This window comes from Plantibacter sp. Leaf1, assembly GCF_001421315.1.
Classification (GTDB): domain Bacteria; phylum Actinomycetota; class Actinomycetes; order Actinomycetales; family Microbacteriaceae; genus Plantibacter.
This window is the reverse complement of the sequence record NZ_LMJX01000003.1, coordinates 311,281-337,682: the sequence shown is the minus strand read 5'-3', so window position 1 is coordinate 337,682 and position 26,402 is coordinate 311,281. Positions and strand designations below refer to the sequence as shown.

At 70.8% G+C, this 26,402-nt stretch carries 24 protein-coding genes; 12 read left to right on the top strand and 12 right to left on the bottom strand.

The features are described 5' to 3' along the window. Positions 1–37 precede the first annotated feature (37 nt). Positions 38–247: a DUF3499 family protein gene (locus tag ASE44_RS15420; RefSeq protein ID WP_369796492.1), complete on the bottom strand. Its 210-nt coding sequence runs from the start codon at positions 245–247 to the stop codon at positions 38–40. Positions 248–354: 107 nt separating this feature from the next. Between ASE44_RS15420 and ASE44_RS15415 the strand changes: the two genes are divergently transcribed. After that, positions 355–792 carry a metallopeptidase family protein gene (locus ASE44_RS15415; protein WP_056781701.1) on the top strand — a complete coding sequence of 146 codons (438 nt, stop codon included), beginning with the start codon at positions 355–357 and terminating at the stop codon, positions 790–792. A 14-nt stretch (positions 793–806) separates the two neighbouring features. Here the strand turns inward: ASE44_RS15415 and ASE44_RS15410 are convergent, their stop codons facing one another. From ASE44_RS15410 to ASE44_RS18610, 5 genes are all read right to left on the bottom strand, one after another. Continuing rightward, entirely contained in the window at positions 807–2,240 is a 1,434-nt protein-coding gene (locus ASE44_RS15410) for a DUF5719 family protein (protein ID WP_056781699.1), read from the bottom strand. Further along, positions 2,230–5,544, bottom strand: coding sequence for a glycosyltransferase (locus ASE44_RS15405; RefSeq protein WP_082456140.1), 3,315 nt, complete (start codon positions 5,542–5,544; stop codon positions 2,230–2,232). The genes ASE44_RS15410 and ASE44_RS15405 overlap by 11 nt, the downstream gene beginning before the upstream one ends. A 111-nt stretch (positions 5,545–5,655) precedes the next feature. Continuing rightward, a complete protein-coding gene (locus ASE44_RS15400; RefSeq protein WP_082456139.1) occupies positions 5,656–5,985 on the bottom strand; it encodes a WhiB family transcriptional regulator in 330 nt (109 codons plus the stop codon). Between the two features lie 176 nt (positions 5,986–6,161). Beyond that, on the bottom strand, positions 6,162–7,124 hold the full coding sequence (gene galE, locus ASE44_RS15395; protein WP_056781695.1) for a UDP-glucose 4-epimerase GalE: 963 nt from the start codon (positions 7,122–7,124) through the stop codon (positions 6,162–6,164). Positions 7,125–7,178: 54 nt separating this feature from the next. After that, on the bottom strand, positions 7,179–7,322 hold the full coding sequence (locus tag ASE44_RS18610; protein WP_157580021.1) for a hypothetical protein: 144 nt from the start codon (positions 7,320–7,322) through the stop codon (positions 7,179–7,181). Between the two features lie 93 nt (positions 7,323–7,415). Between ASE44_RS18610 and ASE44_RS15390 the strand changes: the two genes are divergently transcribed. After that, the gene (locus ASE44_RS15390; protein ID WP_056012708.1) at positions 7,416–8,396 is read left to right on the top strand and encodes a GlxA family transcriptional regulator; all 981 of its coding nucleotides are present in this window, start codon (positions 7,416–7,418) and stop codon (positions 8,394–8,396) included. 31 nt (positions 8,397–8,427) lie between these two features. Here ASE44_RS15390 and manA read toward each other — a convergent pair whose 3' ends face one another. After that, positions 8,428–9,627 carry a mannose-6-phosphate isomerase, class I gene (manA, locus tag ASE44_RS15385; RefSeq protein WP_056781693.1) on the bottom strand — a complete coding sequence of 400 codons (1,200 nt, stop codon included), beginning with the start codon at positions 9,625–9,627 and terminating at the stop codon, positions 8,428–8,430. Positions 9,628–9,822: 195 nt separating this feature from the next. On the opposite strand from manA, the gene ASE44_RS15380 reads away from it, so the two are divergent. Genes ASE44_RS15380 through ASE44_RS15370 form a run of 3 tightly spaced genes read left to right on the top strand, consistent with a single transcriptional unit; the run spans position 9,823 to position 13,770 of the window. Then, positions 9,823–11,001 carry an acyl-CoA dehydrogenase family protein gene (locus ASE44_RS15380; RefSeq protein ID WP_056781692.1) on the top strand — a complete coding sequence of 393 codons (1,179 nt, stop codon included), beginning with the start codon at positions 9,823–9,825 and terminating at the stop codon, positions 10,999–11,001. Between the two features lie 56 nt (positions 11,002–11,057). After that, positions 11,058–12,485, top strand: a complete 1,428-nt coding sequence (locus ASE44_RS15375) for an O-antigen ligase (protein ID WP_056781690.1) — start codon at positions 11,058–11,060, stop codon at positions 12,483–12,485. 7 nt (positions 12,486–12,492) lie between these two features. After that, complete coding sequence (locus ASE44_RS15370; protein ID WP_157580020.1) at positions 12,493–13,770, top strand: O-antigen ligase family protein; 1,278 nt, start codon at positions 12,493–12,495, stop codon at positions 13,768–13,770. Between the two features lie 10 nt (positions 13,771–13,780). Here the strand turns inward: ASE44_RS15370 and ASE44_RS15365 are convergent, their stop codons facing one another. Then, complete coding sequence (locus ASE44_RS15365; RefSeq protein WP_056781688.1) at positions 13,781–15,226, bottom strand: sugar transferase; 1,446 nt, start codon at positions 15,224–15,226, stop codon at positions 13,781–13,783. Positions 15,227–15,418: 192 nt separating this feature from the next. On the opposite strand from ASE44_RS15365, the gene ASE44_RS15360 reads away from it, so the two are divergent. Next, positions 15,419–16,339 (top strand): polysaccharide pyruvyl transferase family protein, encoded by a 921-nt coding sequence (locus ASE44_RS15360; protein ID WP_056781687.1) that lies wholly within the window; start codon positions 15,419–15,421, stop codon positions 16,337–16,339. A gap of 3 nt (positions 16,340–16,342) precedes the next feature. Next, entirely contained in the window at positions 16,343–17,479 is a 1,137-nt protein-coding gene (locus tag ASE44_RS15355) for a hypothetical protein (RefSeq protein WP_056781685.1), read from the top strand. 87 nt (positions 17,480–17,566) lie between these two features. Here the strand turns inward: ASE44_RS15355 and ASE44_RS15350 are convergent, their stop codons facing one another. Next, positions 17,567–18,670, bottom strand: coding sequence for a glycosyltransferase family 4 protein (locus ASE44_RS15350; RefSeq protein WP_056781683.1), 1,104 nt, complete (start codon positions 18,668–18,670; stop codon positions 17,567–17,569). Then, the gene (locus tag ASE44_RS15345; RefSeq protein ID WP_056781681.1) at positions 18,670–19,737 is read right to left on the bottom strand and encodes a glycosyltransferase; all 1,068 of its coding nucleotides are present in this window, start codon (positions 19,735–19,737) and stop codon (positions 18,670–18,672) included. Before ASE44_RS15345 ends, ASE44_RS15350 begins: the two co-directional genes overlap by 1 nt. Positions 19,738–19,870: 133 nt before the next feature. On the opposite strand from ASE44_RS15345, the gene ASE44_RS19085 reads away from it, so the two are divergent. Together ASE44_RS19085 and ASE44_RS15335 are read left to right on the top strand one after the other, a co-directional pair. Continuing rightward, positions 19,871–20,473 carry an acyltransferase gene (locus ASE44_RS19085; RefSeq protein ID WP_056012733.1) on the top strand — a complete coding sequence of 201 codons (603 nt, stop codon included), beginning with the start codon at positions 19,871–19,873 and terminating at the stop codon, positions 20,471–20,473. 75 nt (positions 20,474–20,548) lie between these two features. Then, entirely contained in the window at positions 20,549–21,394 is an 846-nt protein-coding gene (locus ASE44_RS15335) for a glycosyltransferase family 2 protein (protein ID WP_056781680.1), read from the top strand. A 42-nt stretch (positions 21,395–21,436) separates the two neighbouring features. Here ASE44_RS15335 and ASE44_RS19080 read toward each other — a convergent pair whose 3' ends face one another. After that, on the bottom strand, positions 21,437–21,988 hold the full coding sequence (locus tag ASE44_RS19080) for a DapH/DapD/GlmU-related protein (protein ID WP_082456136.1): 552 nt from the start codon (positions 21,986–21,988) through the stop codon (positions 21,437–21,439). A 77-nt stretch (positions 21,989–22,065) separates the two neighbouring features. On the opposite strand from ASE44_RS19080, the gene ASE44_RS15325 reads away from it, so the two are divergent. Further along, a complete protein-coding gene (locus ASE44_RS15325) occupies positions 22,066–22,911 on the top strand; it encodes a glycosyltransferase family 2 protein (protein WP_056781676.1) in 846 nt (281 codons plus the stop codon). A 7-nt stretch (positions 22,912–22,918) separates the two neighbouring features. Continuing rightward, entirely contained in the window at positions 22,919–24,199 is a 1,281-nt protein-coding gene (locus ASE44_RS15320; protein WP_056781674.1) for a lipopolysaccharide biosynthesis protein, read from the top strand. Positions 24,200–24,233: 34 nt separating this feature from the next. On the opposite strand, the gene ASE44_RS15315 is transcribed toward ASE44_RS15320, so the two are convergent. Then, positions 24,234–25,223, bottom strand: coding sequence for a glycosyltransferase family 2 protein (locus ASE44_RS15315; protein WP_056781672.1), 990 nt, complete (start codon positions 25,221–25,223; stop codon positions 24,234–24,236). Positions 25,224–25,296: 73 nt separating this feature from the next. Here ASE44_RS15315 and ASE44_RS15310 point away from each other — a divergent pair, with 73 nt between their 5' ends. Continuing rightward, a complete protein-coding gene (locus ASE44_RS15310; RefSeq protein ID WP_056781670.1) occupies positions 25,297–26,391 on the top strand; it encodes a glycosyltransferase family 1 protein in 1,095 nt (364 codons plus the stop codon). Positions 26,392–26,402 lie beyond the last annotated feature (11 nt).

Here is a 26,402-nt window from a genome sequence, read left to right as displayed (position 1 = left end):
GACGCTCGCGGCCCTTCATGTCGACGCGGTCGACCGGTCAGGAACCGTAGCCGACGTCGCCGAGGACGCTGTGCTTCACGACGCGCCAGCCCTGCGGCACACTCAATCGTTCAGCATGGATGGAGCACAGGTCGTAGCTGTGCGGGCTCTTCTCGATGCTGAGCGGCCCGAGCACCGCCATCGAGTCCCGGTAGTCGTAGGTCAGCGTCGCGACGGGCTCGCGTGAGCACCCGACCTTGGAACACATCCTGTCTACCATTTGCTCCAGCGTAACGCCCGGGTGCGGATCGGACGCTCCGGCTCGCCGTCCTCCCGGGTCGGGACGCCCCGCTGGACCACGCCTAGACTGGACGCATGGCGGACGCTGACGAGGAGACGCGAGGTGCGCTCTCGCGGCGCCGCTCGCGTCACGGCCGCAACGGACGTTCGAGCGTCGTCGGGCCTGACGTCCCGCCGATCGACACCCGGATCGACCAGTTCGACCTGACGGTCGCGACGACCGCCGACTACCTGCGCGGCGCGTGGCCTGCGGAACTCGCCGACGTGCGCTTCGAGGTCGGCGCGATGCCCGCGCAGAACTCCGGCACGGACGGCGTGGACCGCTGGTTCGTGGACCGCGCCCGCCGCCGGGTCATCCTCTACCGCCTCCCCATCCAGCGCATGAGCAAACTCCACCGGAACGACGAACTGCACCAGCGCATGATGGTCGAGAGCTGCGTCTTCCGGGCCGTCGCCGAGCTGCTCGGCAAGGACCCCTGGGACCTCGGTCCCGACCGCTACCGCTTCCTCTGAGTCGCGGGCGACGCTCAGCGCGGGTAGACGCTGATCGGGGCCGCTAGCGGGTTCGGCGGCACGACGGGTGACGAGGTCAACCGGCCGGGCGCCGCGAGGCTGATCGAGGCGTGGAGACCGTCGGCGCCTGCAAGCACGTAGCTCTGGCCCGCGGCGACCCCGATCGTCGCACCGGCGCCGGCGGCGACCTTGGCCGAGGTCTCGGTTCCGTCGGCGTCCGTCAGGGTGACGGCCGCCTCCGACCCGGTCGGGTTGAAGACGTGCAGTTTCTGACCCGGGCCGGTGGGAACGGTGAAGGCCGCTTCGTCGTCGAGGACGGGCGTCGCCCCGAACCAGGCGAAGTCCTCGAGGGCGCCGCTCCGCGAGTTGGAGCGGGCCGCCGCGACGACGGGCTCGGTCGAGGTGATCTCGAGTGAGAACTCGCCCGCGGGCAACCCGGCCAAGGCGATCTCGCCCGGCACACCCGGTTGGATGGTCGCGTCGACCACGATCGGCTCGTCCTTGCTGTTCTCGCGCGTGGCCGTGATCACGACGTCAGCCGCTTCGGCGCCCGGAGCGAAGAGCCTGAGGGCCGTGGCCCGGTCGTCCACCGATGCGGTGTCGGAACTCGCGCCGGGCGCTGCCGGAGCTGAGACGACGAGGCCCGGGACGACGAGGTCGGTGGCCGGCGCAGCGGTCGGTCCCTGGACCTCGACACCACCGGGTGTCAGGACCCGGACGGTGCTCTGCTGCAGCGCTGCGGCGACCTGTCCACCCTCGCTGGTCACGCGGACGACCGGCGTCGGTTCGTTCGGTGCGAGCCCGGTGAGCGCGACGACCCGCTGTGTGCCCGAGGCCACGACGATCCCGGCGGCCCCTGGGGCGTCGATGCGTCCGGCGGCCCCGAAGACCTCGAGGGTGACGTTCGCGTCGACGGCGGAGGGATTGCCGAGGAGGATGAGGGTGGTGCGGCCGATGTCGCTCGAACCGCCGACGAGCCAGCTCTCCGCCGACGCCGGTGTGCACGTGGCTGCGGCGAGGCCGGCCACGTCCGCCTCGGCCGCGATCTGGGACTGCGCTCCGCTGACGGGGGTGGCGCTCCCGTCGGTCGCACCGGGCACGGTGATGACGGCCGGTCCGCCGTCCGCCGCCCCGCTCGTGTTGTCGGGGGCGCCGAGGTCACGGGTGGTCGGGGTGACCCCCTTCGCGCCGAAGTCGACGCTCGCCGGCCCGAAGGATCCGGCGGCGGTCGCCGCGGTGGCGTCCTGCGCGAGGGCGAGCAGCGGTCCGGGGCAGACGAGGGACTGGTCGCCGGCGACGGGGGTGACCCGGATGTCGCGAGGCGCGATCTCGACGGTCGGCAGCGTCAGCTGTCCGGCGGCGGCGATCGTGACCGCGGCGATCCCGATCCCGACCAGCCCGGTCACGATGCGCCCTGAGGTGATGGCGACTCCGCGCTTACTGGGCATGCGGCTGCTCCGTTCCCGGGACGTCCCGGCGGGTGGTGTCTGCGGTGGGGGACGCGTCGCTCGGGCCATTCGGCTCCGTCGCGGGGTCGTCTCGCCCGTCGGTGGTCTCCGAGGCCTCGACCGGCTCGTCTTCGACGGGCTCGCCGTCGACGGGCTCCGCGTGGCTCCTGGGCGCATCAGTCGTCGGTGCCGCAGCGGGCTCATCAGCGCTCGTCACCGCATCCGGGGCGTCGTCGACCGGGACGTCGGGGTCCGCGTCGATCTCGGAGGTCGGCGTCGGAGCGGGTGCCGTGACGGGTGCGGCTCCGCGACGCCACCAGCGTGGCTTCGCCACACCGGAGGAAGCCTGTCCTGAGCTCGCCGCTGCGTCCGTGGAGGACTCGTCGTCGAGGTCGCCGGTCGGTTCCTCGTCGTCGTACGATCCGGCTGCGCCGTCGTCGAGGACGGCGACGGCGGAACCGGCGGCCGCAGCCTTCCGAGCCGAGCGACCCTTGAGCTTCGCCGGCTTCCGCGAACCCGCGCGATACCCGTCGCGGGACGCGCCGTTCGGGATGCTGAGGAGCAGGGTGATGAGGAAGACCACACCCAACCCGACACCGATGAGCATGCCGAGCACGTTCGTCTCCGGTACCTCGGGGCCGGAACCGACGTCGGCGACCGTCCGCCACAACGTCCCGCTCGTGGTCTCGCCGACCGCGACCAACGCGGCATTGGCGTCGAGCGCACTCGCCGCCCGTCCGGCGGTCTGTCCGGACACCGTCTGCTCGGCGCCCTCGACGGTCGGAGCGAGGAGGACGAAGGCGATGCCGTGTTCGACGAGCGTCTCCGTCGGGTCGAGCCCGCTCTGCGACGCGAGGTTGCCGGCCAGCTCTGCGACGATCCGGTCGTCGGTGGACACGCCGGGCGAGCTCTGGACGATCGTGGATCGCCCGTCGAGCGTCTCCCCCTGGCCGCGGATGACGACCGCGGTGATGGTCCCGTCGTCGCCCGGGGTGATCACGAGGGTGCCGAGACGCGGATCGGTCTGTGTCGCCGCCGTGACGTACGCCGGCAGCTGGCGACCCGAACTCTCACGGACGACGGACGTGCCGAGCGGCTGAGCGAGGGCGAGCGGGACCGCCACCACCACGGCTGCGAGCACCATCACGAGCCCCGGAACCGCGCGGAAACGCGGGATCCGGTCGAGTCCGAGCGTGGCCGCGCCGACGATGCCGAGCCAGTAGAGGCTGATCGCGGCACCGGCCCAGACCGGGACGGCGGTCCCGGCCGTGGAGGTGAGGAACAGGTGCGTCGCGAACACGGCCGAGACGAGCCCGAGGAAGGCCGCGATGAGGAGCGGGACCGCGCGCCGGGAGCCGGGCAGGAACAGGGCGAGGAGGGCGACGATCGCGAGCGGCGCGAAGAGCGCCGGGATCACGATGACCGGGGTCATGCCGGGCAGGCCGAGCGATGCGGCGACCTGACTCCAGCCGCCCAGGCTGCCGCCGGGGAACCCGAGGGACAACTGCCATCCGGAGGCTGCCGTCGCCGGCGTCACCACGCCCGGGTCGGAGAGGAGCCCGAGCCAGTTGCCGCGGTGGACACCCTGCTGCCAGACGAGGGGGGCGAAGAGCGCGGCGGCGGGGAGCGGGACGAGCGCGACCCGCGCGATGCCCCGGCCCGCGAAGACCATCGCGACGACCCAGATGACGAGGAGGGCCGGAGCCAGGGACGGGGCGCTCGCGACGATCGCGGCGAAGAGGAAGGCGCTCGTACCCGCAGCGGCCCAGGAACGCGCGGCCACCACGCCGGCGTAGAAGAGCCAGGGCAGCAGCACGTGGACGATGACCGCCGCCGGACGTCCGTCCGCCAGCGCGGTCAGCAGCGTCGGCGCGAGGGTCCACAGCAATGCGGCGACGGCACGGGGGCCTGCGCGCTCGGTGAGACGCGTCGCCGCGAACCAGGCGCCGAGCGCCGAGAGCGGGAGGGCGAGCAGGAAGAGCAGGACGAGGGAGAACGACGGCTCCCAGAACGTGATGGACCCGAGGACCGCCAGGACGGCGTTGAACGGGTCGGCGGCGCCGACGAACCCGAGTCCGACGTCACGCCAGCCGAACCCGATGTGCTGCCAGAGCTCGCCCACCGTCGACGACAGGGGCAGGAGCCCCCCACCGGTGATGAACGAGGCGCCGAGGAGCGGGGCGAGGATCGCGGCACCGAGGACGGCGGCGGCGAGGACGACCCAGGCGCCTCCGCCGGAGAAGAAGCGGAGGTCGCGCTCCTCACCGATGAACCCGATCTGCGTCGCCTCCCTCGCGAGGGCGCGTTTCCGCCGCACTTCGTCGAGTCGCATGCGCAGGCCGGCGATGCTGGACCACCCGAGGGTCCGGTTCTTCGCGAGCTGGCGACGCGCGTTCTGGACCTTGGTCCCCGAGAAGGCGACCGCGAAGGCCGCGGACAGCTCGCCGAGCACGAGCTCGGGCTGCTTCTTCACGAAGTGGCCGATGACCCGCAGGATGGCGAGCGGCACCAGGCTGAGCCAGTGCACGGGGACCATGATCCCCGGCGCGTAGACGAGTCGGCGGTGCAGCTGGGCTGCGCGGGCCTGGCGGTGTCGGCGACGGCGAGCACCCAGTCGGTTCGACCAGGAGGGTCCGGCGATGCCCTCCCCCGCCGAAGCGACGCGTGCCGTCGGCACGACCGCGACGAGGAATCCGGCGAGACGGGTCCTGATGCAGAAGTCGAGCGCGTCGTCGGCGACGAGCGCCTGGTCGAAGCCGCCCAACTGGTCCCACAGCTGATGGCGCACGAGCATGCCGGCAGGGCCGACGGCCATGACGTCGTTCATCGTGTCGTGCTGGGCCTGGTCGAGCTCGTCCTCGACCACCGGGACCGCGGCACCGAGCGAGGTGATGGTCTCGCCGTAGCGACGGAGGAAGGAGGCGTCGTCCCAGTCGAGGATCTTCGGACCGGCGACGCCGACCGACGGTGAGACCTCGAGGGCGCCGAGCAGTGCGGCGAGCGCGGTGGGTTCCGGCGCGCTGTCCTCGGAGAGCAGCCAGAGCATCTGCTCGGCGTCCTCGGGCTGGTCGGTGACCCGGACGCCGGCCGCGACGGCCTGCGCGAAGCTGAGGTCCTCGGACGAGGTCACGAGCTTCATCCCGGGGACCCGGCTGAGTTCGGCGATCGTCGCTTCGCTACTGCGGGTGGCGACGGCGATGATCCCGTCCGCCGGACGGGTCTGGGCACTGAGGGCGTCGAGCGTGCGTGCGAGCGACGCTGAGCCGTCACGCACCACGAGGATCGCCGTTACTCGGGGAGACATCGGAATCAGACTAAGCGGGCGAGCGCGGAAGGCCGGGAACCGGACGGGCGCGCCCCGGATCGGGCGTGCTGCGCGTGGCGGACGGGCGGGTGAAGTGGGTCGGTCGACCGGTCAGACGGCGCGCTTGCGGAGCTTGCGACGCTCGCGCTCGGAGAGGCCGCCCCAGATGCCGAAGCGCTCGTCGTTGGCCAGCGCGTACTCGAGGCACTGTGACTTGACGTCGCAGCTCGTGCAGATCCGCTTGGCGTCGCGCGTGGAGCCGCCCTTCTCCGGGAAGAAGGCCTCCGGGTCGGTCTGGGCGCAGAGTGCGTCCGTCTGCCAGGAGAGCTGGGTGTCGTCCTCGCCGTCGGCAGCCGGCTGACGGACGCCGGGCACTCCCAGATTGACCGGATCGACGAACCAGTCGTCGGGTACCCCGGCACGATACTCAGGAATTGCCATACCGTCTCCCCAACTGCTCGTACCCTGCGCCACGCGGCGCGATACATAATTACACCCTTGTAGTTATGGTCGAGTCAAGTCGCACATCGTAAAGCCTCAATCACGAGGTGAGGGTTCGCGACGCGCCGCGTGTCACCTGAACTGGGTGACGGGAACGATCGCGCCCCCGATCGAGGTCAGGAGGCGGCGCGGCGCGCCCGCCACGCGCTCTCCACCATCTGCCGGAGGTCGTGACGCATCCGCCAGTCCAGATCGCGAGCGGCGAGCGCTCCCGACGCGACGATCCGTGCGGGATCGCCGGCGCGACGCGGCATGATCTCGGGCGTGAAGTCGATGCCCGTGACCTCGGCCATGGCGGTCATGATCTCCCCGACGCTCGACCCGTCCCCGCTGCCGAGGTTGTAGGCCGGCTCGAGGGGCTCGCCGGCGTCGAGGCGCTTCGCCGCGGCGACATGAGCGGCGGCGAGGTCGGCCACGTGCAGGTAGTCGCGGACGCAGGTGCCGTCGGGGGTCGGGTAGTCGTCCCCGTTGATCCGCGGCGTACGACCGGCGAGGAGCGCGTCGAACACGAGGGGGAACAGGTTGTGCGGACTGGTGTCGTAGACCTCGTCCGTCCCGGAACCGACGACGTTGAAGTAGCGCAGCGAGGTGTGACGCAGCCCGGTCGCGACGCCCTGGTCACTGAGCAGCCACTCGCCGATGAGCTTCGACTCCCCGTAGGGCGACTCCGGGGCCTTGGGCGTGTCCTCAGTGACGAGGTCGACGTCCGTGGTCCCGTACACCGCAGCGCTCGAGGAGAAGACGATGCGCTCCACGCCGTGCTCCTCCATGGCTCCGAGCAGCATCGCGGTCGCCGTGACGTTCTGGGCGTAGGTGTGCAGCGGGCGCTGCACGGAGACGCCCGCGTATTTGTATCCGGCGACGTGGACCACACCGCTGAGCTCGAACTCCGAGAACGCCCGCTCCAGCACCGAGCCGTCGAGCAGGGTGCCGCGGACGAACGGCACGTCCGCCGGGATGAAGCGCTCGTGCCCGCTGGAGAGGTCGTCGAGGACGACCACGTCGATCCCCTCCGCCTGGAACGCTCGAACCACATGGGCGCCGATGTACCCGGCCCCGCCCGTCACCAGCCACGTCACGATGCTTCCTCCAGGGAGTCCTCCATCTGCCGTGCTGCAGACGGAGTGACCAGACTACTGGAGGCGCGTGCGTCGGACGGCGGGGCGTGTGGGGACACGGCGATAGCCGTCGGTCAGGACGGCACGGAGGGTCGCTGCGGAGGCGACGACCGCGACGAGGACGATGATGAGGCCGACGACGAGTGCGATGATGGACATGTCTGGAACTCTATGAATGGCGAAAAACTGCCACCAGTGGCAGGATGGGCGCACAGCAGCACATTTCTGCCAAATCGATCACCCGGAGGTCCCATGCTGTCGAAGGTCGCCCTGCTCGCCATCCCGGGGCTGCAGCCGTTCGAGTTCAGCGTCGTCTGCGAGGTCTTCGGCATCGACCGATCGGACCAGGGCGGCCCTGCATTCGACCTCCGCATCGTCACGAAGGACCCCGGTCCGGTCCGGATGAACCTGAGCGACGACGGTGCGCGCGGCTTCGACATGATCGTCGACGACGACCTGTCCTTCGCGGCCGAGGCGGACCTCGTGGTGATCACCGGTCGTGGTGGATCGCGCGGCGGACCGGTCGACGAGGCCTACCTCGACGTCTTGCGAGCGGCCGAGGCGCGCGGTGCCTGGGTGCTGAGCGTCTGCAGTGGATCGTTCGTCCTCGGTCACGCAGGACTGCTCGACGGTCGCCGGAGCACCACCCACTGGATGTACACGAGCGAGCAGCAGACGATGTTCCCGGGCACCACCGTCGACCCCGACGTGCTGTTCGTCGAGGACCGCAAGGTCATCACGGGCGCAGGAACCGCTGCCGGCATCGACGCGTGTCTGCACCTCGTACGACAGGAGTACGGCGCGGCGAGCGCGAACGTCATCGCCCGCCGGATGGTCGTCCCGCCGCAGCGCGACGGCGGGCAGGCGCAGTACGTCCTCTCCCCCGTCGCGGCACAGCAGTGCGAGTCCCTGGCACCGGTCGTCGACTGGATGCTCGACCACCTCGCCGAGGACCTGCCCATCGGGCGTCTCGCACGGCAGGCACACATGTCGGAGCGGACCTTCGCTCGCCGCTTCCGCTCGGAGCTCGGCAGCACGCCTGCCGCCTGGCTGAACCGGCAACGCCTGTTCCGAGCCCAGGAGATGCTCGAACGCACCGACCACGGTGTCGAACGGATCGCCGCGGACACCGGGTTCGGCACCGCGGCCGTCCTCCGTCACCACTTCGACCGCGTCCTCGGCACCACGCCCGCCGCCTACCGGCGCAGGTTCGGGGTCCGGGAGAGCGCCTGAGCCGCGTGGATCGGACCAATCGGCCGGGCGGTCAGCCCTGGGTGGTCGCCAGGAAGAGGGTCCCCGTCCCGGAGAAGCGCAGCTCCGCCTCGTCGGGCGTGATGAAGGCGTAGCCACCTCGACCGAGCTCGATGGACGAGGTCGCTCCGTCGATCGTCACCGAGCCGTCGGTGACGATCGCGATCCCGGGCCCGGGGAGTCGGAACGACGACTCCTGCTCGGCCGGCCCATCGCTCAGGTCCACCCGCAGCAGCTCGAAATCCGGCACGTCCGGAACGAAGAGGCTGAGCCCCCCGCCCAGGTCCGTCGGGGTGAGCCACGGCACCGGCCGAGGCTCGAACTCCAGGACCTCGAGGAGTTCGGGCACGTCCACGTGCTTGGGGGTGAGCCCGCCTCGCAGGACGTTGTCGCTCGCGGCCATGAGCTCGACTCCGATGCCGCGGAGGTAGGCGTGGATGTTGCCAGCGGGGAGGTAGAGCGCCTCCCCCGCTCGCAGCGTGACGAGGTTGAGCAGCAGCGCGACCGCGATGCCGGGATCGCCGGGATACTCCTCCGCGAGTCGTCCGACCAGGGCACGCTCCGCGTCGAACGCACCAGAACCGGGAGCCGCGGCGGACACGACGAGGGCGTCGAGCAGCCCGCCGGGGAGCTGTTCGAGCAGGATCCGGACGGTGTCCCGCAGCCCGTCGGGGGCGGCCACCATCCCCCGGAGCAGGTTGATGCGCGCCGCAGCAGCCGGATCGGGCGCCGAGGCCACCAGCTCGACGAGCAGGGCGTCGGTCGCGGCCAGCTCGCGGAACCCGCAGAGCGCCTCGAAGCCGTCCAGGAGCGAGACGATGAGCTCCGGCTTGTGGAGGGCGTCCTTGTAGTTGCGGTGCGGGGCGTCGATCGGCACGCCTCGAGCGTTCTCGGCGGCGAACCCCGCGGCGGCCCTCCCGAGATCGGGGTGGGCCTGCAACGAGAGCGGATGGGCCGCCGCGAGGACCTTGAGGAGGAACGGCAGCGAGCCTCGTCCGCCGAGCGCGGTGGGATCCGCGGCGAGCCAGCGCTCGAGGTCGGCGTGTCCTCCCACCGTCGACGGATCCGCGATCGGCGTCGGGGCCCCGGGGTGTGCACCGAGCCAGAGTTCCGCCTCCGGACGTCCTGAGGGCTCGGACCCGAGCAGCTCCGCGATCGCGGTCGGCGACCCCCACGCGTAGTCACGAGGAGTGGCACGGAGCGGCACGAACATGGTGGGGCCCTTTCGACGGACGAGGTGACGCGCCAGCCGGACCCTGGGGCCGCTTGGCGTCGTCCTACAAGCCGCGCGACGCGGTCGCCCGGCACCATGGACCAAACTACCAAGCCGCTGTCGATGCCGAGCACACCTGCTTAGGCTTGCGGAGACGCCGATCCGGCGCCAGCGGACGCAATGGAGCAACGGACCATGATCTTCGAACCCCTCGCCAGCGACTTCTACGGCTTCGAGAGCCTCCTGACGGCCCCCGAGCAGGAGGCCATCGCCCGGCTCCGCGCCTGGGCCGAGACCGAGGCGAAGCCGATCGTGAACGAGTACTGGGAGCGGGCGGAGTTCCCGAAGCACCTCATCGCCCCGCTGCTCGAGCTCGACGTCGCCCGATGGGCCTGGCCCCAGACGACCCCGTTCGAGAACAGCGCCGTGTTCCGCGGCCTCGCGTCGATGGAACTGTCCAGGATCGACGCGTCCATCTCGACCTTCGTCGGGGTGCAGGACGGACTCACGATGGGATCGATCAGCGAATGCGGCTCGCAGGAGCAGCAGGACGAGTGGCTGCCCAAGCTCGCGTCGGGTGAGGTGCTCGGCGCGTTCGGGCTCACGGAACCCCAGTCCGGCTCGGACAGCGCGCAGGGGCTCCGGACCACGGCCACCCGTGACGGCGACGACTGGATCCTCTCGGGCTCGAAGCGGTGGATCGGCAACGCGACCTTCAGCGACATCACCATCATCTGGGCGAAGGACACGGCCGACGGCCAGGTGAAGGGGTTCATCGTCCCCACCGACTCCCCCGGATACTCCGCGACGAAGATCGAGGGGAAGATCAGTCTGCGCATGGTGCAGAACGCCGACATCACCCTCGACGAGGTGCGGGTGCCGGAACGCCTCCGGCTCCAACACGCGAACTCCTTCCGCGACACCGCGAAGGTCCTCCGCCTCACGCGGGCCGGCGTGGCCTGGTCGAGCGTCGGCGTCGCCGTCGGTGCCTACGAAGCGGCGGTCGCCTACGCGAAGGAGCGGGTGCAGTTCGGCAAGCCCATCGCCGGCCACCAGCTGATCCAGGACCTCCTCTCGAAGTGCCTCGGCAACATCACCGCGTCGATGGCGATGTGCGTCCGCGTCTCGCAGATGCTCGACGAGGGCACGCAACGCGACGAGCACTCGGCCCTCGCGAAGGCCTTCTGCACGGCCCGCATGCGCGAGACCGTCGCCTGGGCTCGCGAGATCATGGGCGGGAACGGCATCGTGCTCGACTACCACGCCGCCCGGTTCTTCGCGGACGCCGAAGCGCTCTACAGCTACGAGGGCACGCGCGAGATGAACGCCCTCATCGTGGGACGGGCCATCACCGGCACCGCGGCGTTCGTCTGATCGACCGTCCGGGGCAGGGCGTCGGTCCTGGCGGCAGCCGCTACCCTGGGGGCACGATGCTGCCGACCGAACCCGCCCCGCCCCGCCCGCCGGCGACGCTGACCACGCGTGCGATCGTCGTCCGACACGTGGCCGTGTTCGCGACGTTCGCGGTGCTCGCCGGGACGTTCTGGACGAACCTGTTCACGATCTGGGGCTACACGGCGGTCGCCCTCCTGGCCGGTGGGGCGGCGCTCGCCTGCATGGTCGTCGTCCGTCCCAGGTGGCAGCGCACCAGGATCCCCTGGTCGCTCGTCGGCTACGGGGCGTTGGCGGTCGTGTCCCTCGCCTGGTCCGCCTATCCGAGCGGCACCGCGGCGACGCTCCTCGGCGCGGCCCTCTGCACGATCCTCGGGCTGACCCTCGCCACCTGCTTCACCTGGCCGGAGGTCCTCCGGGTCCTCGGGCGCGCCGTGACCTGGCTGCTCGCCCTGTCCCTCCTCTTCGAGCTGTTCGTGGCTGCGGTCCTCCGTCACCCGCTGCTCCCGAACTTCTACGCGGGTGACTCGGCCGACCCGCCGCTGCTCGACTACTGGTCGCGTGAGCTCCTCTTCTCCGGTGGGCGCATCCAGGGCATCTCCGGGAACGCCAACCTGCTCGCCGTCGTCGCCCTCCTCGGGATCATCGTGTTCGGCGTCCGGCTGGCGGCGCGTCGCGAGCAGCACGCGGCGGCGGGCATCGCCGGCCCGGAGCGGCGATGGACACTGATCCTCCGACTGGCGCTCTCGGTGGCCATGTTCCTGCTGAGCTTCTCGACCACGATCCTGCTGGCGGCGGTGGTCACCACTGTCGTCCTGGCGTCGGCCCTCGCCATCCGGCGCGCGAGTGGCCCAGCAGCCCGCACGCCCGTGTACCTCGCCATCGCCGGTGTCGCCGTCGTCGGGGCCGTGGTGGCGGTCGCCTTCCGCACGCAGCTGCTCGGCCTCCTCGGGAAGAGCCCCGACCTCACCGGTCGTCTCGACATCTGGGCCACGGTCTGGCGCCTCATCGAACAACGGCCGGTCGTCGGTTGGGGGTTCTCGAGCCCCTGGGCACCGTGGGAGCCGCTCTTCACCGATCTCGTCATCCGGCGCGGCGTCCGGCAGCTGCAGGCCCACAACGCGTGGCTCGACGTGTGGTTCCAGCTCGGGGTCGTCGGCCTCGTCCTGTTCGCCGCGGTCGTCCTGTCGATGTTGACCCGCACCTGGTTCCTCGCCGTCGACCGGCCGCGAGTGGACCTGGACGCGCACCGACCGTACACGGCACTCTCGCTGGCACCCGTCCTCATCGCGGTCTCGCTCGTCGTCCAGTCCGTCGCCGAGAGCCGACTGCTCATCGAGTCCGGGTGGGTCCTCCTCGTCCTCCTCGTCGTCAAGACCAAGCAGGAGCCGGCCTGGCCCGTGACCGACACCGGTGGCCCGGCCGAGCGAGCATCCACGCCCCGACGCGACCACCTCAGCCGGTGAGCGCGGCGTGAGACCGGCCGACTTCGACACGTTCTCCGCCGCGGCGCGCGTCCTGTCCTCCGCGCCGGTCGCCGCCGCCTTCGCGACCATCGCCATCGGGACCGCCTTCGGCGAACACCTCGTCACGAGCCTCATCGGCGGCGCCGGCTTCAGTGCCATGCTCGCCGGTCTCGCGGCCATCGGCACCGGGATCCTGCTGGCGCGGCTGCCCATCATCGAGTGGCGTGGGCTGCTGCCCATCTCGGTCCTGCTCTTCCTCGCGTGGAGCGCGCTCTCGATCGCCTGGAGCGCCACGCCACTCGCGACCTGGCCGGCGATCGGCGAGCAACTCGCCTGGGCGTTCGTCGCGATCGTGATCGCCCTCACCCGGGACACGATCCAGATCGTGCGTGCGACGGGGACCGCGTTCCGAGCGCTACTCGGTGCCTCGCTCGCGCTCGAAGTGCTGAGCGGGGTCCTCATCGACACGCCGCTCCCGTTCCTCGGGATCAGCGGCAACCTCGCCCTCGGCGGACCGCTCGAGGGCGTGTTCGGTTCGCGGAGCGCGCTCGGGATCGCGGCACTGATCGGGCTCGTCACCTTCGTCGTCGAGTGGCGGACCAGGTCGGTGCGTCACGGGGTGACGATCGGATCGATCGCGCTCGCGGCCGGCCTGATCCTCGGGACGCGCTCGCCGAGTATCGCGCTGCTCGCCGGTACCCTCGGGATCGCCACCGCCGTCCTCTACGTCTTCCGGCAGCTTCGACCGGAACTCCGTCGGATGTGGCAGTTCGTCCTGCTCGCGGTGCTGGCACTGGTGGCGGTCGTCGGCTACTTCAACCGTGCCGAGGTGTTCCGGCTCTTCGGACTGGGGCTCGAGATCGAGCAGCGGTACGCCCTGTGGCAGGAGACGATGCGGCGACCGGCCGCGAGTGAACTCAACGGGTGGGGTTGGACCGGCGGCTGGGTGGCGGACGCGGTCCCCTACCGACTCATCGACGCGAGTCTCGGCCGGGTGAACGACTCGGCGCTGAACGCCTACCTGGACGTCTCCCTGCAACTCGGACTGATCGGGCTCGTCCTCTTCCTCCTCCTCGGCGGTCTGGCGCTCGTCCGGACCTGGTTCGTGGCCACCAACCGTCGGAGTGTCGTGCACGTGTGGGCTGCGCTCATCGTCGTGACCCTGCTCGCGTCCGGGGCCGCTGAGAGCAGCCTCCTCACGAGCGGCGGTTGGCTCCTCCTCGTGGTCTGCGCGGTCCTCGGTGCCGGCGGGCTCAGTTGGCGCCACAAGCTGCCCGAGCGGTGACCGCCGGCCGTCACCGCGCGTCCGCCCCCGGGGCGACGACCGCGCGGACCGTCCTGGCCAGGATCCCGATGTCGGTGGCCGCCGACCAGTTCTCGACGTAGTACAGGTCGAGATCGACCGAGTCGTCCCAGGACAGACTGGACCGCCCGCTGACCTGCCAGAGGCCGCTCATGCCGGGTTTGACGAGGAGACGCCGACGGGCGAGCAGGTCGTACCGCTCGACCTCCCAGTCGCGGTGCGGTCGCGGCCCGACCAGGCTCATCGAACCGCCGAGCACGTTCAACAGCTGCGGCAGTTCGTCGAGCGAGTACTTCCGGAGGATGCGGCCGACGGGGGTCACCAGCGGGTTGTGCTCCGGCTTGGTGAGCAGCTCATCGGCACGCTGCTGTGCCGCCAAGGCGGCACCGGTGTCGGCGCCGGAGGCCATCGAGCGGAACTTGAGGATCTGGAAGGGGCGGCCGCGAAGGCCGATGCGCTCCTGGCGGTAGAGCACGCCGCCCCGGCTCGTCGTCATGACCGCGATCGCGACGGCGAGCAGGACGGGCGAGAGCAGCAGGAGGAGACCCGCCGAGCCGACGACGTCGAACGTCCGCTTGGCCGCGGCCTTCGCGCCGGTGATCTCGGGGTAGTCGACGTGAAGCAGCGGGATGCCGTCCACCGGCTGGAGGTGCAGTCGCATCGGTGCGACCCCGGTGAGCGTCGGGGCGATAATGAGCCGCACGCCCCGCTCGCTGAGCTCCCAGCCGAGGCGACGCAACGCGGCAGGTGTGAGCTCCTCCGAACCGGCGACGATCACCGTGTCGGCCTGGACGTCGACGGCGGCCTCGAGGATCGAGGCACGCCCGGCGAGGACGGGCGCGTCGGCGATGCGTTCGTCGTCGACGATGCCCGGCGTCACGACGCCGACCACGCGATGTCCTGCCCACTCGCCACGGCGCATTCGCTCGGCGACGTGCACGGCGTGGTCGCGATCGCCGACGAGCAGCGTCCGGTAGACGAACGCACTGCTCCGCCGTCGCGCACGGAGGCGCCGTCGCGCGGCCCAGCGGATCGTCACGAGCAGCACGACGCCGAGCGGCAGCGCGGTCAGGAGGAAGCTGCGCCCGATCTCGAGCTTCAACAGGTAGGAGCTCATCGCGAAGCCGCCGAAGACCGTCGTGGTCACGAGGATCACCCGCCGGTACGGCGACCATCCTCCCGCGAGGACGCGCGGGTGTCTGGACCGGGCGTCCGTCAGTGGCAACCACCAGGCGAGCGCGAGCGCGAGGGTGATCGCGGGGTACCCGACCACGAGGTGGCCGAGCGGACCGGCCACCTCGACCGCCCCCGTCCAGTAGGTGTCCCACCAGAGCAGTTGTGTCGCGCCGAGGGCGGCGCACACCGCGAGGAGGTCGAGGAGGAGGACGGCGCGGGAGAACCGGCGCTCCCAGGATCGGCGGGCTGCGATGAACGGCATGACGGGTGGGCTTCCTGACGCGCGGTCGGGTTCGCGTCGGTTGACGGGAGGGGCGAGCAGCCTGCGGCGCTCGGCGGGACCGCCGACCTTGTCGTGGACCGATCCGTGCAGTATATTAGCATACAAGATGTGGAGTGCGGTGTTCCAGTCTTCGATCCTCCCCTCTCCCGAACCCCACCCGAATGGAGCAACATGTCCTATCTCGAGACCATGCGCAGCCGCGCCGAGGCAGCGTTCGTCCACCTGCACCGAGGCGTCACCGAGCTGCACTTCACCCAGTTCCCCGACCACAAGAACGCCGGAGACTCTGCCATCGCGTTGGCGCAGGCGAAGTTCTGGCGGGATCACCGCATCGACGTGCGGACCACCTCGAGCGTCGGCACCATGCCGAGGCGCGTGCGCGACTCCGCCATCCCCGTCCTCATCCAGGGCGGCGGCAACCTCGGAGGCCTGTACCCCGTCCTCAACGAGTCGCGGTACGACCTCGCCGAGCACCTCCCGCGTGAAACGCTCCTCATCCAAGCCCCCCAGTCGGTCGTCTTCCCGGAACCGTCCGACCAGGAGGCGTTCGTCCGACGGTTCGCCTCCCGCCGCCGACTCCGGGTGGCCGTGCGCGACCAGGCCTCCTTCGACCTCGTCCGCGACCACGTCGACGACCTCACGCTCTCCCCCGACGCCGTCCACCTCCTGGGCGCCATCGTCGCCCCGGAACCGACGCAGGGCAGGATCGTGATCGCGCGGACGGACGACGAGACCGCAGGGAGACCGGTCGGCTCCAGGAGCACCGACTGGCGCGCGGACCCCGTGGACCTGCGGGCCCACGAGTGGCTCGGGTGGCGGGCGGCGAAGTACCCGATGCTGAAGCCGCTCCTGGAGAGCAGCCAGGAGGCGTGGATGCGACGGGCCGAACGCCGATTCGCCGCGGCCGTCCGGACCATCGCCAGCGGCGAGACGGTCGTGACCGATCGCCTGCACGCCATGCTCATCGCACTCCAGATGGGACGCCCGGTCATCGCGATCGACAACAACAACCGGAAGCTCTCGAACTACGCGGAGACGTGGTTCGGTGACCTCCAACCCCCGCTCACCTTCGTGCGGTCCTTCACCGGCTGACCCATGCGCACGCCTATCGAGACACGTGCCAGCGCGGAGCCCCGGTCCCCCGACGCGACCCCCAGACCGACCGACGAGCACAGCCTCATCGGCGGCGGGGTGTTCGTGGTCGCCTCCCTCATCGCGCTCGCCTGGGTGGCGGCCGACCGCCCCGGGCTCCCCTCGCACTTCTCGAACGACGAGGGCACCATCATCAATGTCAATCGGGGCACCTTCGCCGACGCGGACGCGTCGTTCCAGCTCATCGCGGCGGTCTACCGATGGCTCGGACTCGCCGAGCTGCCGGCGCTCGCCGCCATGCTCGGGGTGCTGAGCTACCTGCTCGCGCTCACGCTGGCGCTTCGGAAGACCCAGGTGTCGTCAGCCGGCTGGCTGGACTGGGGGATCATCGTCAGCTGCGTCGCCCTCGCCGCGATCTATCACGGTGCCTACACGAAGGACCTCCTGACGATGGGCGTCGTGCTCGTCATCGTCCTCTGCCGTGGGAGCCGGATCCTGAGCGAGCTTGCGCCGATCCTCGCGATGCTGCTGTATGCGGAGGCCTTCCGCACCTACTGGTTCCTCGTCGCCGGCGTCTTCGTCGCCCTTCGACTCGTGCTGCGTCTGCGGCGCGGCTGGGTGACCACCCTCGTGGTGATCCTCATGCTCTACGCCGTACTCGCCGTCGTCTTCCCGCAGTTCGTCGGTGTCGACCTCGACCACTTCCGTCACACGGTGAACGAATACCGGAGCAATGCGTCCGTGAACACCCTCATCACCCAGTTCGTCCCAGGCACGGGCCCGGTCTTCGGCTTCGTCAACAGCGTGCTGACCTTCGGCTCCTTCATCGTGCCGATCCCCCTACTGTTCCGGGGCGGCGCGATCTATCTCATCGTCGCGGTCCTGCTCATCGTGATCTGGGTGTCCCTCCTCGTCGCGATCCGATCCGCCCGCCGTCGTGCTGACGCCGGCTCGCCGGCACTGACGCCGTTCCAGAACCGCCTGCTCGCCTCGCTGCTCGCCTTCCTCATCGTGCAGTCGATCTTCGAGCCCGACTACGGCTCGTTCCTCCGCCACCTCACCCCGATGCTCGTCGTCGCCGTGTGCCTCCTCCTGAGCCTCAGGCCAGGAGGCTCGGCGAGGCCGCCGAGTCTCGGGTGACCACACGAACGGCCCGCTCGGGCGTGACGCGCGAGCGGGCCGTTCCGTCGGGTCGTCCGTCCGGCCAGGCTGCCGACGGACCGGCGCTCAGCGGCGGCTGACCACCGTGGCTGCCTGACGGACATCCGCCGCGACCCGAGCCCACGACATCGAACCCGATGCCGCCGCAGTTCCGGCCTCGGAGAGCGCCCTCGCGAACTCCTCGTCGGTGAGCACCGACGCCATCGCGTCCGCGAGCGCGGTCGGCGTCACGTCTGTCGCGACGATCGCTGAACCGGAGGCGGTCGCCTGCTCGGCGAGTCCACCGACCGGGGTCACGACGGCGGGGACGCCGAGCGCCATGGTGTACGCGAGGACGCCGGACTGGCTCGCCTCGGTGTAGGGCAGGAGGGCCAGGTCGAACCCGCCGACGACGCCTTCGATCTCATCCTGCGCGACCCAGCGGTTCTGGACCTCGTCGTCCTCATGCCGCAGTGCGGCGACCGATTCGTCGGCCCCGGATCCCACGACGCGGAACCGGACCCGGATCCCGCGCGACCGGAGTTCCGCGATGGCCCGGATGCCGAGGTCGAGACCCTTGTAGGCGGAGAGTCGGCCGAAGAACCCGACGACCGGGACCTCGGAGGACCCGACCGTTCGGGCGGCGCGGCCGGGGTCGACGCGGTACGCGGCGTGGACGGTCTCGTGGATCCGGTCGGTCGGGAAGGCGCCGAGCGAGGCCAGTTGTGCGGCGACGGCGTTCGAGAACACGACGGCCCCGTCCGCGACGCGGCGTTCCACGCGACGCAGCAGATGCTCGATCCCCGAGTGGTCGCCGGGGTGCATCGTCGCATCGTGGACGCAGAGCAAGGTACGCCGTCGGCCGAGCCGGAACACCGGGGCGACCACGCCCTGCCAGAGATGTTCCATCGCGATCACCACGACGTCGACCCGATGCCGCCGGAGGAAGCGGTCGAGCCCGACCGCCGCGACCAGGAGACGCGGGAGACCGAGGAGCGCGCCACGTCGGTCGCGATAGGTGCGGACCCCGAATGCGGGCACGCCGAGTCCGGTGAACCGTTCCGCGATCTCCGCGTCGAGCGAGTAGGAGACGACGATCGAGGCGCCATGCTCCTGGAGCGCCTGTGCGAGCTCCTGGGCGAAGAGCGGCCCTGCCCCGGTGCGACCCCACTGGACGACGGCGATGCGCATCAAGCGACCTGCGGGACGCGGTAGGCGTCGGCGAGGGCGAGCTGCTGGTGGGCGGGGGTGTGATCGCGCAACCGCTCCGTCCAGCCGGCCGTGTTCGCGGCAGCCCAGGCGGCGAACGCCTCGGGTCCGGCGTGTCGGCTGACGATCATCGTCTCGAGCCCGCCCTCGATGGTGAGGACGTCCGGGAGGTCGCCGAACGCGTCGATCCGTCGTACGAGGGTCGGGACGCCGGCTTGGACGGCTTCGAGCACGGCGAGCGGGAAGCCCTCCCACGCAGCGGTGTGCAGATAGACGTCGCTCTGGGCGAGTCGGGAGGAGACCTCGGGGTGCGGGATCCAGCCGGTGACCTGGACACCCGCGCGGCGGAGGCGGTCGGCCTCGTCGTCCGGCCCTCCGCCCATCCACACCGGCTCGACCGCCAGGCCGCGTTCGCGGATCGACGCCGCCGCGGACGCGAAGCGCGCGGGATCCTTCTGCGGTGCAAGGCGTCCGAGACTCGTGACGCGAAGCGGACGGTGCGCCTCGACCTCGGGGCGGTGCGCGTTCCGCTCGGCGCGCTCGAGCACGTTCGGCACGAGGACGACCCGGGGCCCGAACGGGCCACGGCGATCGGACCGGGCCGCCTCGCCCTCCGAGCATGCGGCGATCGTCTCGACGTTGAAGGACAACAGCCACTCCACGCCGCGATAGACGCTGCGACCGAGCGTGGAGATGTCCGTCCGCTCGAACGCGTAGCAGTGCGGGGTGTACACGATCCGCGTCCGAGCGGAATTCCGCAGGGCGAGTCGCGCGTACGCACCCGCAAAGCTCGAGTGCGCGTGGACGATGTCCGGCCGGAGGGCCCGGCGCGCCCGACGGATCGCGACGAGCGCGGGCAGGTGCCCTCCCGCCATCCGACGAACCGAGCGGAAGGTACCCGCCACGGGGACGTCGGCGGGCGCGCCGTCGGGCGCCGCGAAGAGGAGATGATGCTCGACCTCCGGCGGGGAGTTGCGGACGTAGGCCTCGATGGCGACGGGGATACCGCCGGCGTAGCAGTCGGTCACGTGCAGGACGGTCGTGGTCATAGCGGATCTCTCGGGTTCGGGACCGTCGCACCGACGGCGAACTCAGTATATGACATTTCAGCTGTTGCGGACACTTACAGATCCATCTAATATATGAACCGTTCATTCTTCACCATCACCCAAGGGGAGCCTCGTGCCCGCACCGTTCCGCCGCCTCGCCGCAAGCACCTGGCAGCTCGCCACCAACGGTGCGGGGCTCCTCCGTGCAGCGCTCCTCCTCTGGCTGCTCGCCGGGACGATGCCGACGCTCGCGATCTTCGAAGGTCGCGCCCCGTCCCTTCGCATCATCGGAACGTTCCGCGCCGGACGTCGACTCAAGATGCGCTCGGTCACCGCGCGGTCGGCGCTGTCCACGGGGCCGGCCGGAGAGCTGATCCTCGGTGACCGCGTCTTCATCAACCAGGGGACGGTGATCCACGCGGAGCACTCCGTCCGGATCGGCGACCGCGTGGCGATCGGGGACGGCGTCCGCATCTACGACACCGGATTCCACCCCGTCCGACCCGGCCAGGCCACGAAGACGGAACCGGTCGTCATCGAGGACGACGTGTGGATCGCCGCCGGCGCGACGATCTTGAGCGGCGTCACCATCGGCCGCGGGGCGGTCATCGGAGCAGGTGCCGTCGTCACGCGATCCGTGCCCGCCGGCTCGCTCGTCGCCGGGCCATCGGCGACCGTCATCGATCGCTTCTCCGTCCCCGAGGGCTATCGGCGCTTCGGCACATCATCCGTCTGAGACGGATATATCTCATCTTGTATTCTTCCGGTCCAGATGGAAGAGTTGGGTCCCCGCCCAGTCCCCCGGAGGCCCGTGTACTCGATCGTCATCCCCTGCCGTAACGGCGCAGACACCCTCGCCCACCAACTCGACGCTCTGCTCGCACAGCGGCACGCCTCCGACATCGAGGTCATCGTCGCCGACAACGGCTCGACAGACGACACCGCGGAACTCGTGCGGCGATACCGGGATCGCGACGCACGCGTCCACCTCGTCGAGGCAGGCCTTCACCCGGGCATCAATCACGCCCGGAACATCGGTGTCCGCGCATCCCGCGGATCCGTCGTCCTCCTGTGCGACGCCGACGACGTGGTGCAACCCGGGTGGCTCGACGCCCACGCCCGGGCGTTCGAGGCCGGAGCCGACTGCACCGGAGGACCACTCGCCCGAACCCTGCCGGACGGAACGATCGTCGGGCGGTCCGAGGCAGTCAGTACGGTGCACGACTTCCATCCCTGGCCCCCGGGAGCGAATTGCGGATTCCGGCGGTCCGTGTTCGACCACATCGGCGGATTCGACGAGACGCTGCGCGGAGGGGGCGACGAGACGGACTTCTTCTGGCGGGCCGCCGAGGCGGGCCATCTGACGACAGCCGCACCCGGCGCCCTCGTGGAGTACCGCCTCCGCGACGACCTCGGGAGCGTCGCACGCCAGTTCTTCGGCTACGGCAGGGGCACGGTGCGTCTGTTCCTCCGGCATCGGGCGCGAGGCATGCCGAGGTCGATCGGCTGGGAACTCCCGATCGTCATCCTCGTGGCGGTCGCAGGGCTGGTCACCTCAGGACCACGGAGCGCTCGTCGGCGCCGCAGCGTCGAGCGCCTCGCCTCCCGCGCCGGGCGGCTCACGGAGAGCCTGCGATCGAGGACGTGGTACCTCTGACCACGGCGGATCACCACGCCGCGCGGCCGACGCGCGGGGTGGTCACCACCACCAGACCTTGTTCCGACGGGCGTCGAGGCGGTAGGCGTCGACGCGAGGACGATCGGCGATGGGCTTCGCCGGCACCCCGCCCACCATGGTCCAGGCCGGTACGTCCTTCGTGACGACCGCACCGGCGGCGACGACCGCGCCCTCACCGATGGACACACCGGGCAGGACGATGGACCGCGCGTTGATCCACGCTCGGTCGCCGATGCGCACCGGAGCCGACTCGTATGCGAACACCGGCGAGGCACTGTCGTGCTGGGCGGTCCAGATCTGCGCGCCGCTGTTGATGCTCACGTGGGAGCCCACGGCGAGACCACCACGGGCATCGAGCGTGACGTCCTCCGCGATGAAGCAGTCGGCTCCGAGCGAGAGGCGACGGGCACCCCGAACCTGGAGTCCGTGGTGGATCGCGCATCCGGCACCGATCACCGCACCCCAGGACCGCAGTGCCGCCAGACGGACGGCGTTGTTCGGAACGCCGGAGGCCAGTCGTAGGACGACCACCTCGGCGGACCCGACAATCAGCCCGAGTGGCTTTCTCAACATTTGTGCTCCCCGCTCAAACTTGTGAATAAGACATTAGAATACTAGCATACGAGTATCCATCCCGATCGGAGCCCATCGTGTTGTCCATCGTCATCCCCTGCCGGAACGGCGCGCAGACGCTCGGCGCGCAGCTCGACGCCCTCCTCGCCCAGGAGGGTGACGAGGTGTTCGAGGTCGTCGTCGCGGACAACGGCTCGACCGACGCGACGGCGGCGCTCGTCCGGGACTATCGTCGCCGCGACGCCCGCATCCGACTCGTCGACGCCGGTGGCCGGCCGGGCATCAACCACGCCAGGAACACCGGCGTCGCGGCATCACGCGGGTGGGCGGTGCTGCTCTGCGACGCGGACGACGTCGTCCGGCCCGGGTGGCTCGCAGCACATGCCCGGGCCCTCACCGCCGGTGCCGAGTGCGTGGGCGGGGCGGTCGACCGACGCCTCCCGGACGGACGACTGGTCGCACACGACTCGGGCGTCTACCGCGCCCTGTGGGACATCCCCTGGCCCATCGGCGCCAATTGCGGATTCACCCGGCGGGTGTACGAGCTGGTGGGCGGGTTCGACGAGTCGTTCGCCGGTGGCGGCGATGAGACCGACTTCTTCTGGCGGGCGGCGCGGCTCGGTGCGGAGACGGTGGCCGTTCCGGACGCGGTCGTCGACTACGCCCTCCGTGGCGAGCTCCGCTCGGTCGCGAAACAGTTCTTCGCCTATGGCCGCGCGAACGTGCGGCTGTACGCGAGCCACCGCTCGGCGGGCATGCCACGATCACGCTGGTGGTCACTGCCCGTCGCCGTCGGCTCCGGTGTCCTCCTGCTCCTCTTGAGCACACCGTCGAGCCTCCGGCGACGACAGGCCGTCGAACGTCTGGCCTCCCGAGCCGGCCGGGTCGCGGAGAGCATCCGCAGCCGGACGCTGTACCTGTGAGCCGGCGATGATCCACCTGGCCTGGTCCATCCTCGAACGGCTCCTCCCCCGGGTGGCCTCCGCACTGATCATGCTCGTCCTGGCGGCGATCGTCGCGCCGTCCGTCGTCGGCATGTACGCCTGGATGGTCCTGGCACTCACCCTCGTGCAGACCGTCGGCGACACGGCCGCGCGGCAGACCGCCGTCGTGCACGCCGGAACCGAGGGCGGGGACCGCTTCGTCCGACGATTCCGCGGGTGGTCCGCCGGGGTCGGCGGTGGGCTCCTGGCCGCGACCGTCGTCGCCCTGTCCCTGACCCAGACCGGCCCCGACCGATGGCAGGCGATCGCGCTGACGCCCTTCGTCCTCGTGCCGAGCTGTTCGGCGATCGGTCTCGACGCGCTGGTCCGGCTGCAACGGGCCGGACGGTGGAAGCGCATCGCGTCCTCCCAGGCCTGGTCGTCGACCGCTTCACTCCTCTGCAGCGTGCCGATCCTGGTGATGACGCAGTCCCTGCTCGCGAGCGCGATCCAGGCCACGCTCGCCGAGGCCGGGTTCGCCCTCCTCAACCGTCGGCACGCTGCACGCGCTGCGCCCACCGGGACCGACGACGCCAGGCCGGGCACAGCGACCACGACCGTGTTCCGCGACTACCTGCACACCGCACTGTTCGCGCTCCTCGGTTGGGGCCAGGGGCAGACCGACCGCGTCTCGATCGGCGCGTTGGCGGGCGACGCCAGGCTGGGACAGTACGCCTTCGCCATGTCCCTGTCGCGCAGCGTGGGCGACGCCGCGGCACTGGCCACGATCAACGTCATCCGTCCGGTCCTCGTCGGGGCGGCGCGCAGCGGACGCGGTTCCGAGCTCGTCGGGCTCGCCGAGCGCTCGCTCCGCCGCTCCCTCGCCGTATCCGTCCTGGCGGCGGTCCTGACGACGGTCGGCGCACAGCTCCTCGTCGCCCCGTTCCTCGCCGAAGCCTGGGATCCGGCCCTCGCCCTCGTCCCCGTCCTCGCGTTGGCGGTCGCCCCGTCCGTGGTCGCGTGGACGGTCACGGCCATCCTCCAGGCGGAGAGCCGGATGCGCTGGGCGAGTCCGATCAAGGCGATCGGCGTACTGCTGTCGCTGCCCATCGGCGTCGTCGCCGTGCACGACCTCGAACTCGCGGCGTGGCTCGTGAACGCTCGAGAGCTCGTCGTGATGGGCCTCCTCCTCGTCGCCGCGCGCCACCGGGCTCCGTGGCGAGGCGGTCTCCTCGCCCTCGGTGTGGTGCTCGTCGGTGCTGCCCTCCTGCTGCTCACGGGCGCCTGACGACGAGGCCGACAGCCACCCGGAGGCGCCGCACTCAGGCAGGCTGGAGCAGGTCGCGCGCGATGTCCAACACGCCCTGACTCGCGTACCGCTGGTACTCGCCGCGTGGCGCGCGGAGCAGCACGGGCAGGATCCGTCGCCACCTGGCCGACGGCAGATCGGCACGGAAGCCTTCGAAGGCGGCCTTCGCCCCGACGGCCCCCGGATCGGCGAGCGGCGCTGATCCCCCTGCGGTGGCGAGCCAGGCGGCGAGGCCGACCATGCGATCCGCGATGTCGCGGTTCCGCTGCCGCCCGGGTTGCAGGAGACGCGAGACCTTGTACCGCAGCGTCGGCTCGATGACACCGATCTGATTCGCGCCGTGCTGGCGGTAGTCGACGAGCGGCTCGTCCAGCAGTTCGATCGGACCCCGCGACGCGGCGACGATGGCCAGCCACTCGTCGTGGACCCAGGGCGACGGGAACGGAGCCGCCGCGTCGAAGACCTCCCGACGGAACATCACCGTCGCGCCGGTCACGAGGTTGCGCCGGAGGAGGACGTCGAACGCATCGCCGGAGCGGATGCGCTGCCGCTCCTCGGAACCGATGGACAGCGACGCGAAGAGCGTCGTCCCGAGCGGCGACCCGTCCGCACCGACGAGCCGGGCGTCGGAGCACACCAGCTGGAGTTCCGGGCGGGCGTCGAAGGCCGCGAGCGCCCGCTCGACCCGGTCGGCCCGCCAGACGTCGTCCTGATCGGAGAGGACCACGAGCTCACCGACGGTCGCCCGGATGGCGCCCTCGAAGTTCCGCGTGACGCCGAGCGCCTCAGGGTTCCGCAGGAATCTGACGGGGATCGGCGACACCGCGGCGAACCGCTCGACGATCGCGGGCGTCCCGTCGGTCGACCCGTCGTCGCTGACCACGATCTCGCGTGGGAGCACCGTCTGCGCGGTGATGCCGGCCAGTTGTTCCGCGAGGTACGCCTCGCCGTTGTAGGTGCAGAGCGCCACGGAGACCCGCTCGTCGACTGGTGCTTGTGGCATGGACCCGCTCCTCACCGCTCACCGGACCGCCCACCAGCCTATCCCGCTCGTCCCGCTGCTATCCTCGTGCCTTATGCCCCGCGTAGCCGTCGACCTCCTGTCCTACACCGGCACGAAGGGCGGTATGGAGACCTACGCCCGCGAGCTGTACCGCGAGATCGGTCGGCAGGGCAGTGAATTCGAGTTCGTGGGGCTCATCAGCTCGGAGGGCTACCGGCTCGACCACTCCTGGTTCCCCGGCGAGATGGTGGACACGGGCATCAGCGGGGAGAACCGCTTCGTCTGGGCGTTCGGCGAACTGTTCCAGGTGGCCCGGCAGGCGCGACGACACGGCGCGGACCTCATGCACTCCCCCGCGACCCTCGGCCCCGCCCGGTCGTCGATGCCGTCGGTCGTCACCATGCACGACATGCTCTACTGGAGCAACCCCGAACTCATGACCACGCCGCTGTACACCGCCCCCGTCAAGGTCATGGAACGCCTCACCTCGAGGAACGCGACCCGGGTCCTCACGATCAGCGAGGTGTCCCGCGCGGAGATCGAGAAGTACCTCCGGGTGCCCCGCGCGCGCATCGACCTGGTGCCGCTCGCCGGCACGATGCCCACCATCGACGGTGCCCGCGAGCCCGACCAGGAGCGCCCCTTCGTCCTCGCGACGGGGAACCGGCGCCCGCACAAGAACTGGGCGAGCCTGATCCGCGCGCTGCCGCTCCTCGCTGAACACGAACGCCCGCGCCTCGTGATCACGGGGAGCCACGGTGAGGACCCCTTGCAGGCCGTCGTGGACGAGACCGGCATGCAGGACTGGGTGGAGCTGCAGGGCTGGCTCACGAGCGAGGAGCTCGGTGAGCTGTACCGCCGCGCCACGATCATGGCGATGCCGTCGTTCGTCGACGGGTTCAGCCTTCCCGCGCTCGAGTCGATGATGGTCGGTCTCCCGGTCATGATGAGCGACATCCCCGTCTACCACGAGGTCTGCGGCGACGCCGCGCTCTACCTCGACCCGAACTCCCTCGACAGCATCGCCGGCGTCATGCGCACCGCGGTGACCCGGCCCGACGAGATGCAGCGGCTGGCCGAGGCCGGACTCGAGCAGGCGAAGCGGTTCTCCTGGGAGCGCACCGCCACCGAGACCCTGGAGACCTTCCGCGCGGCACTCCGGGCGTAACGCCGCGACCG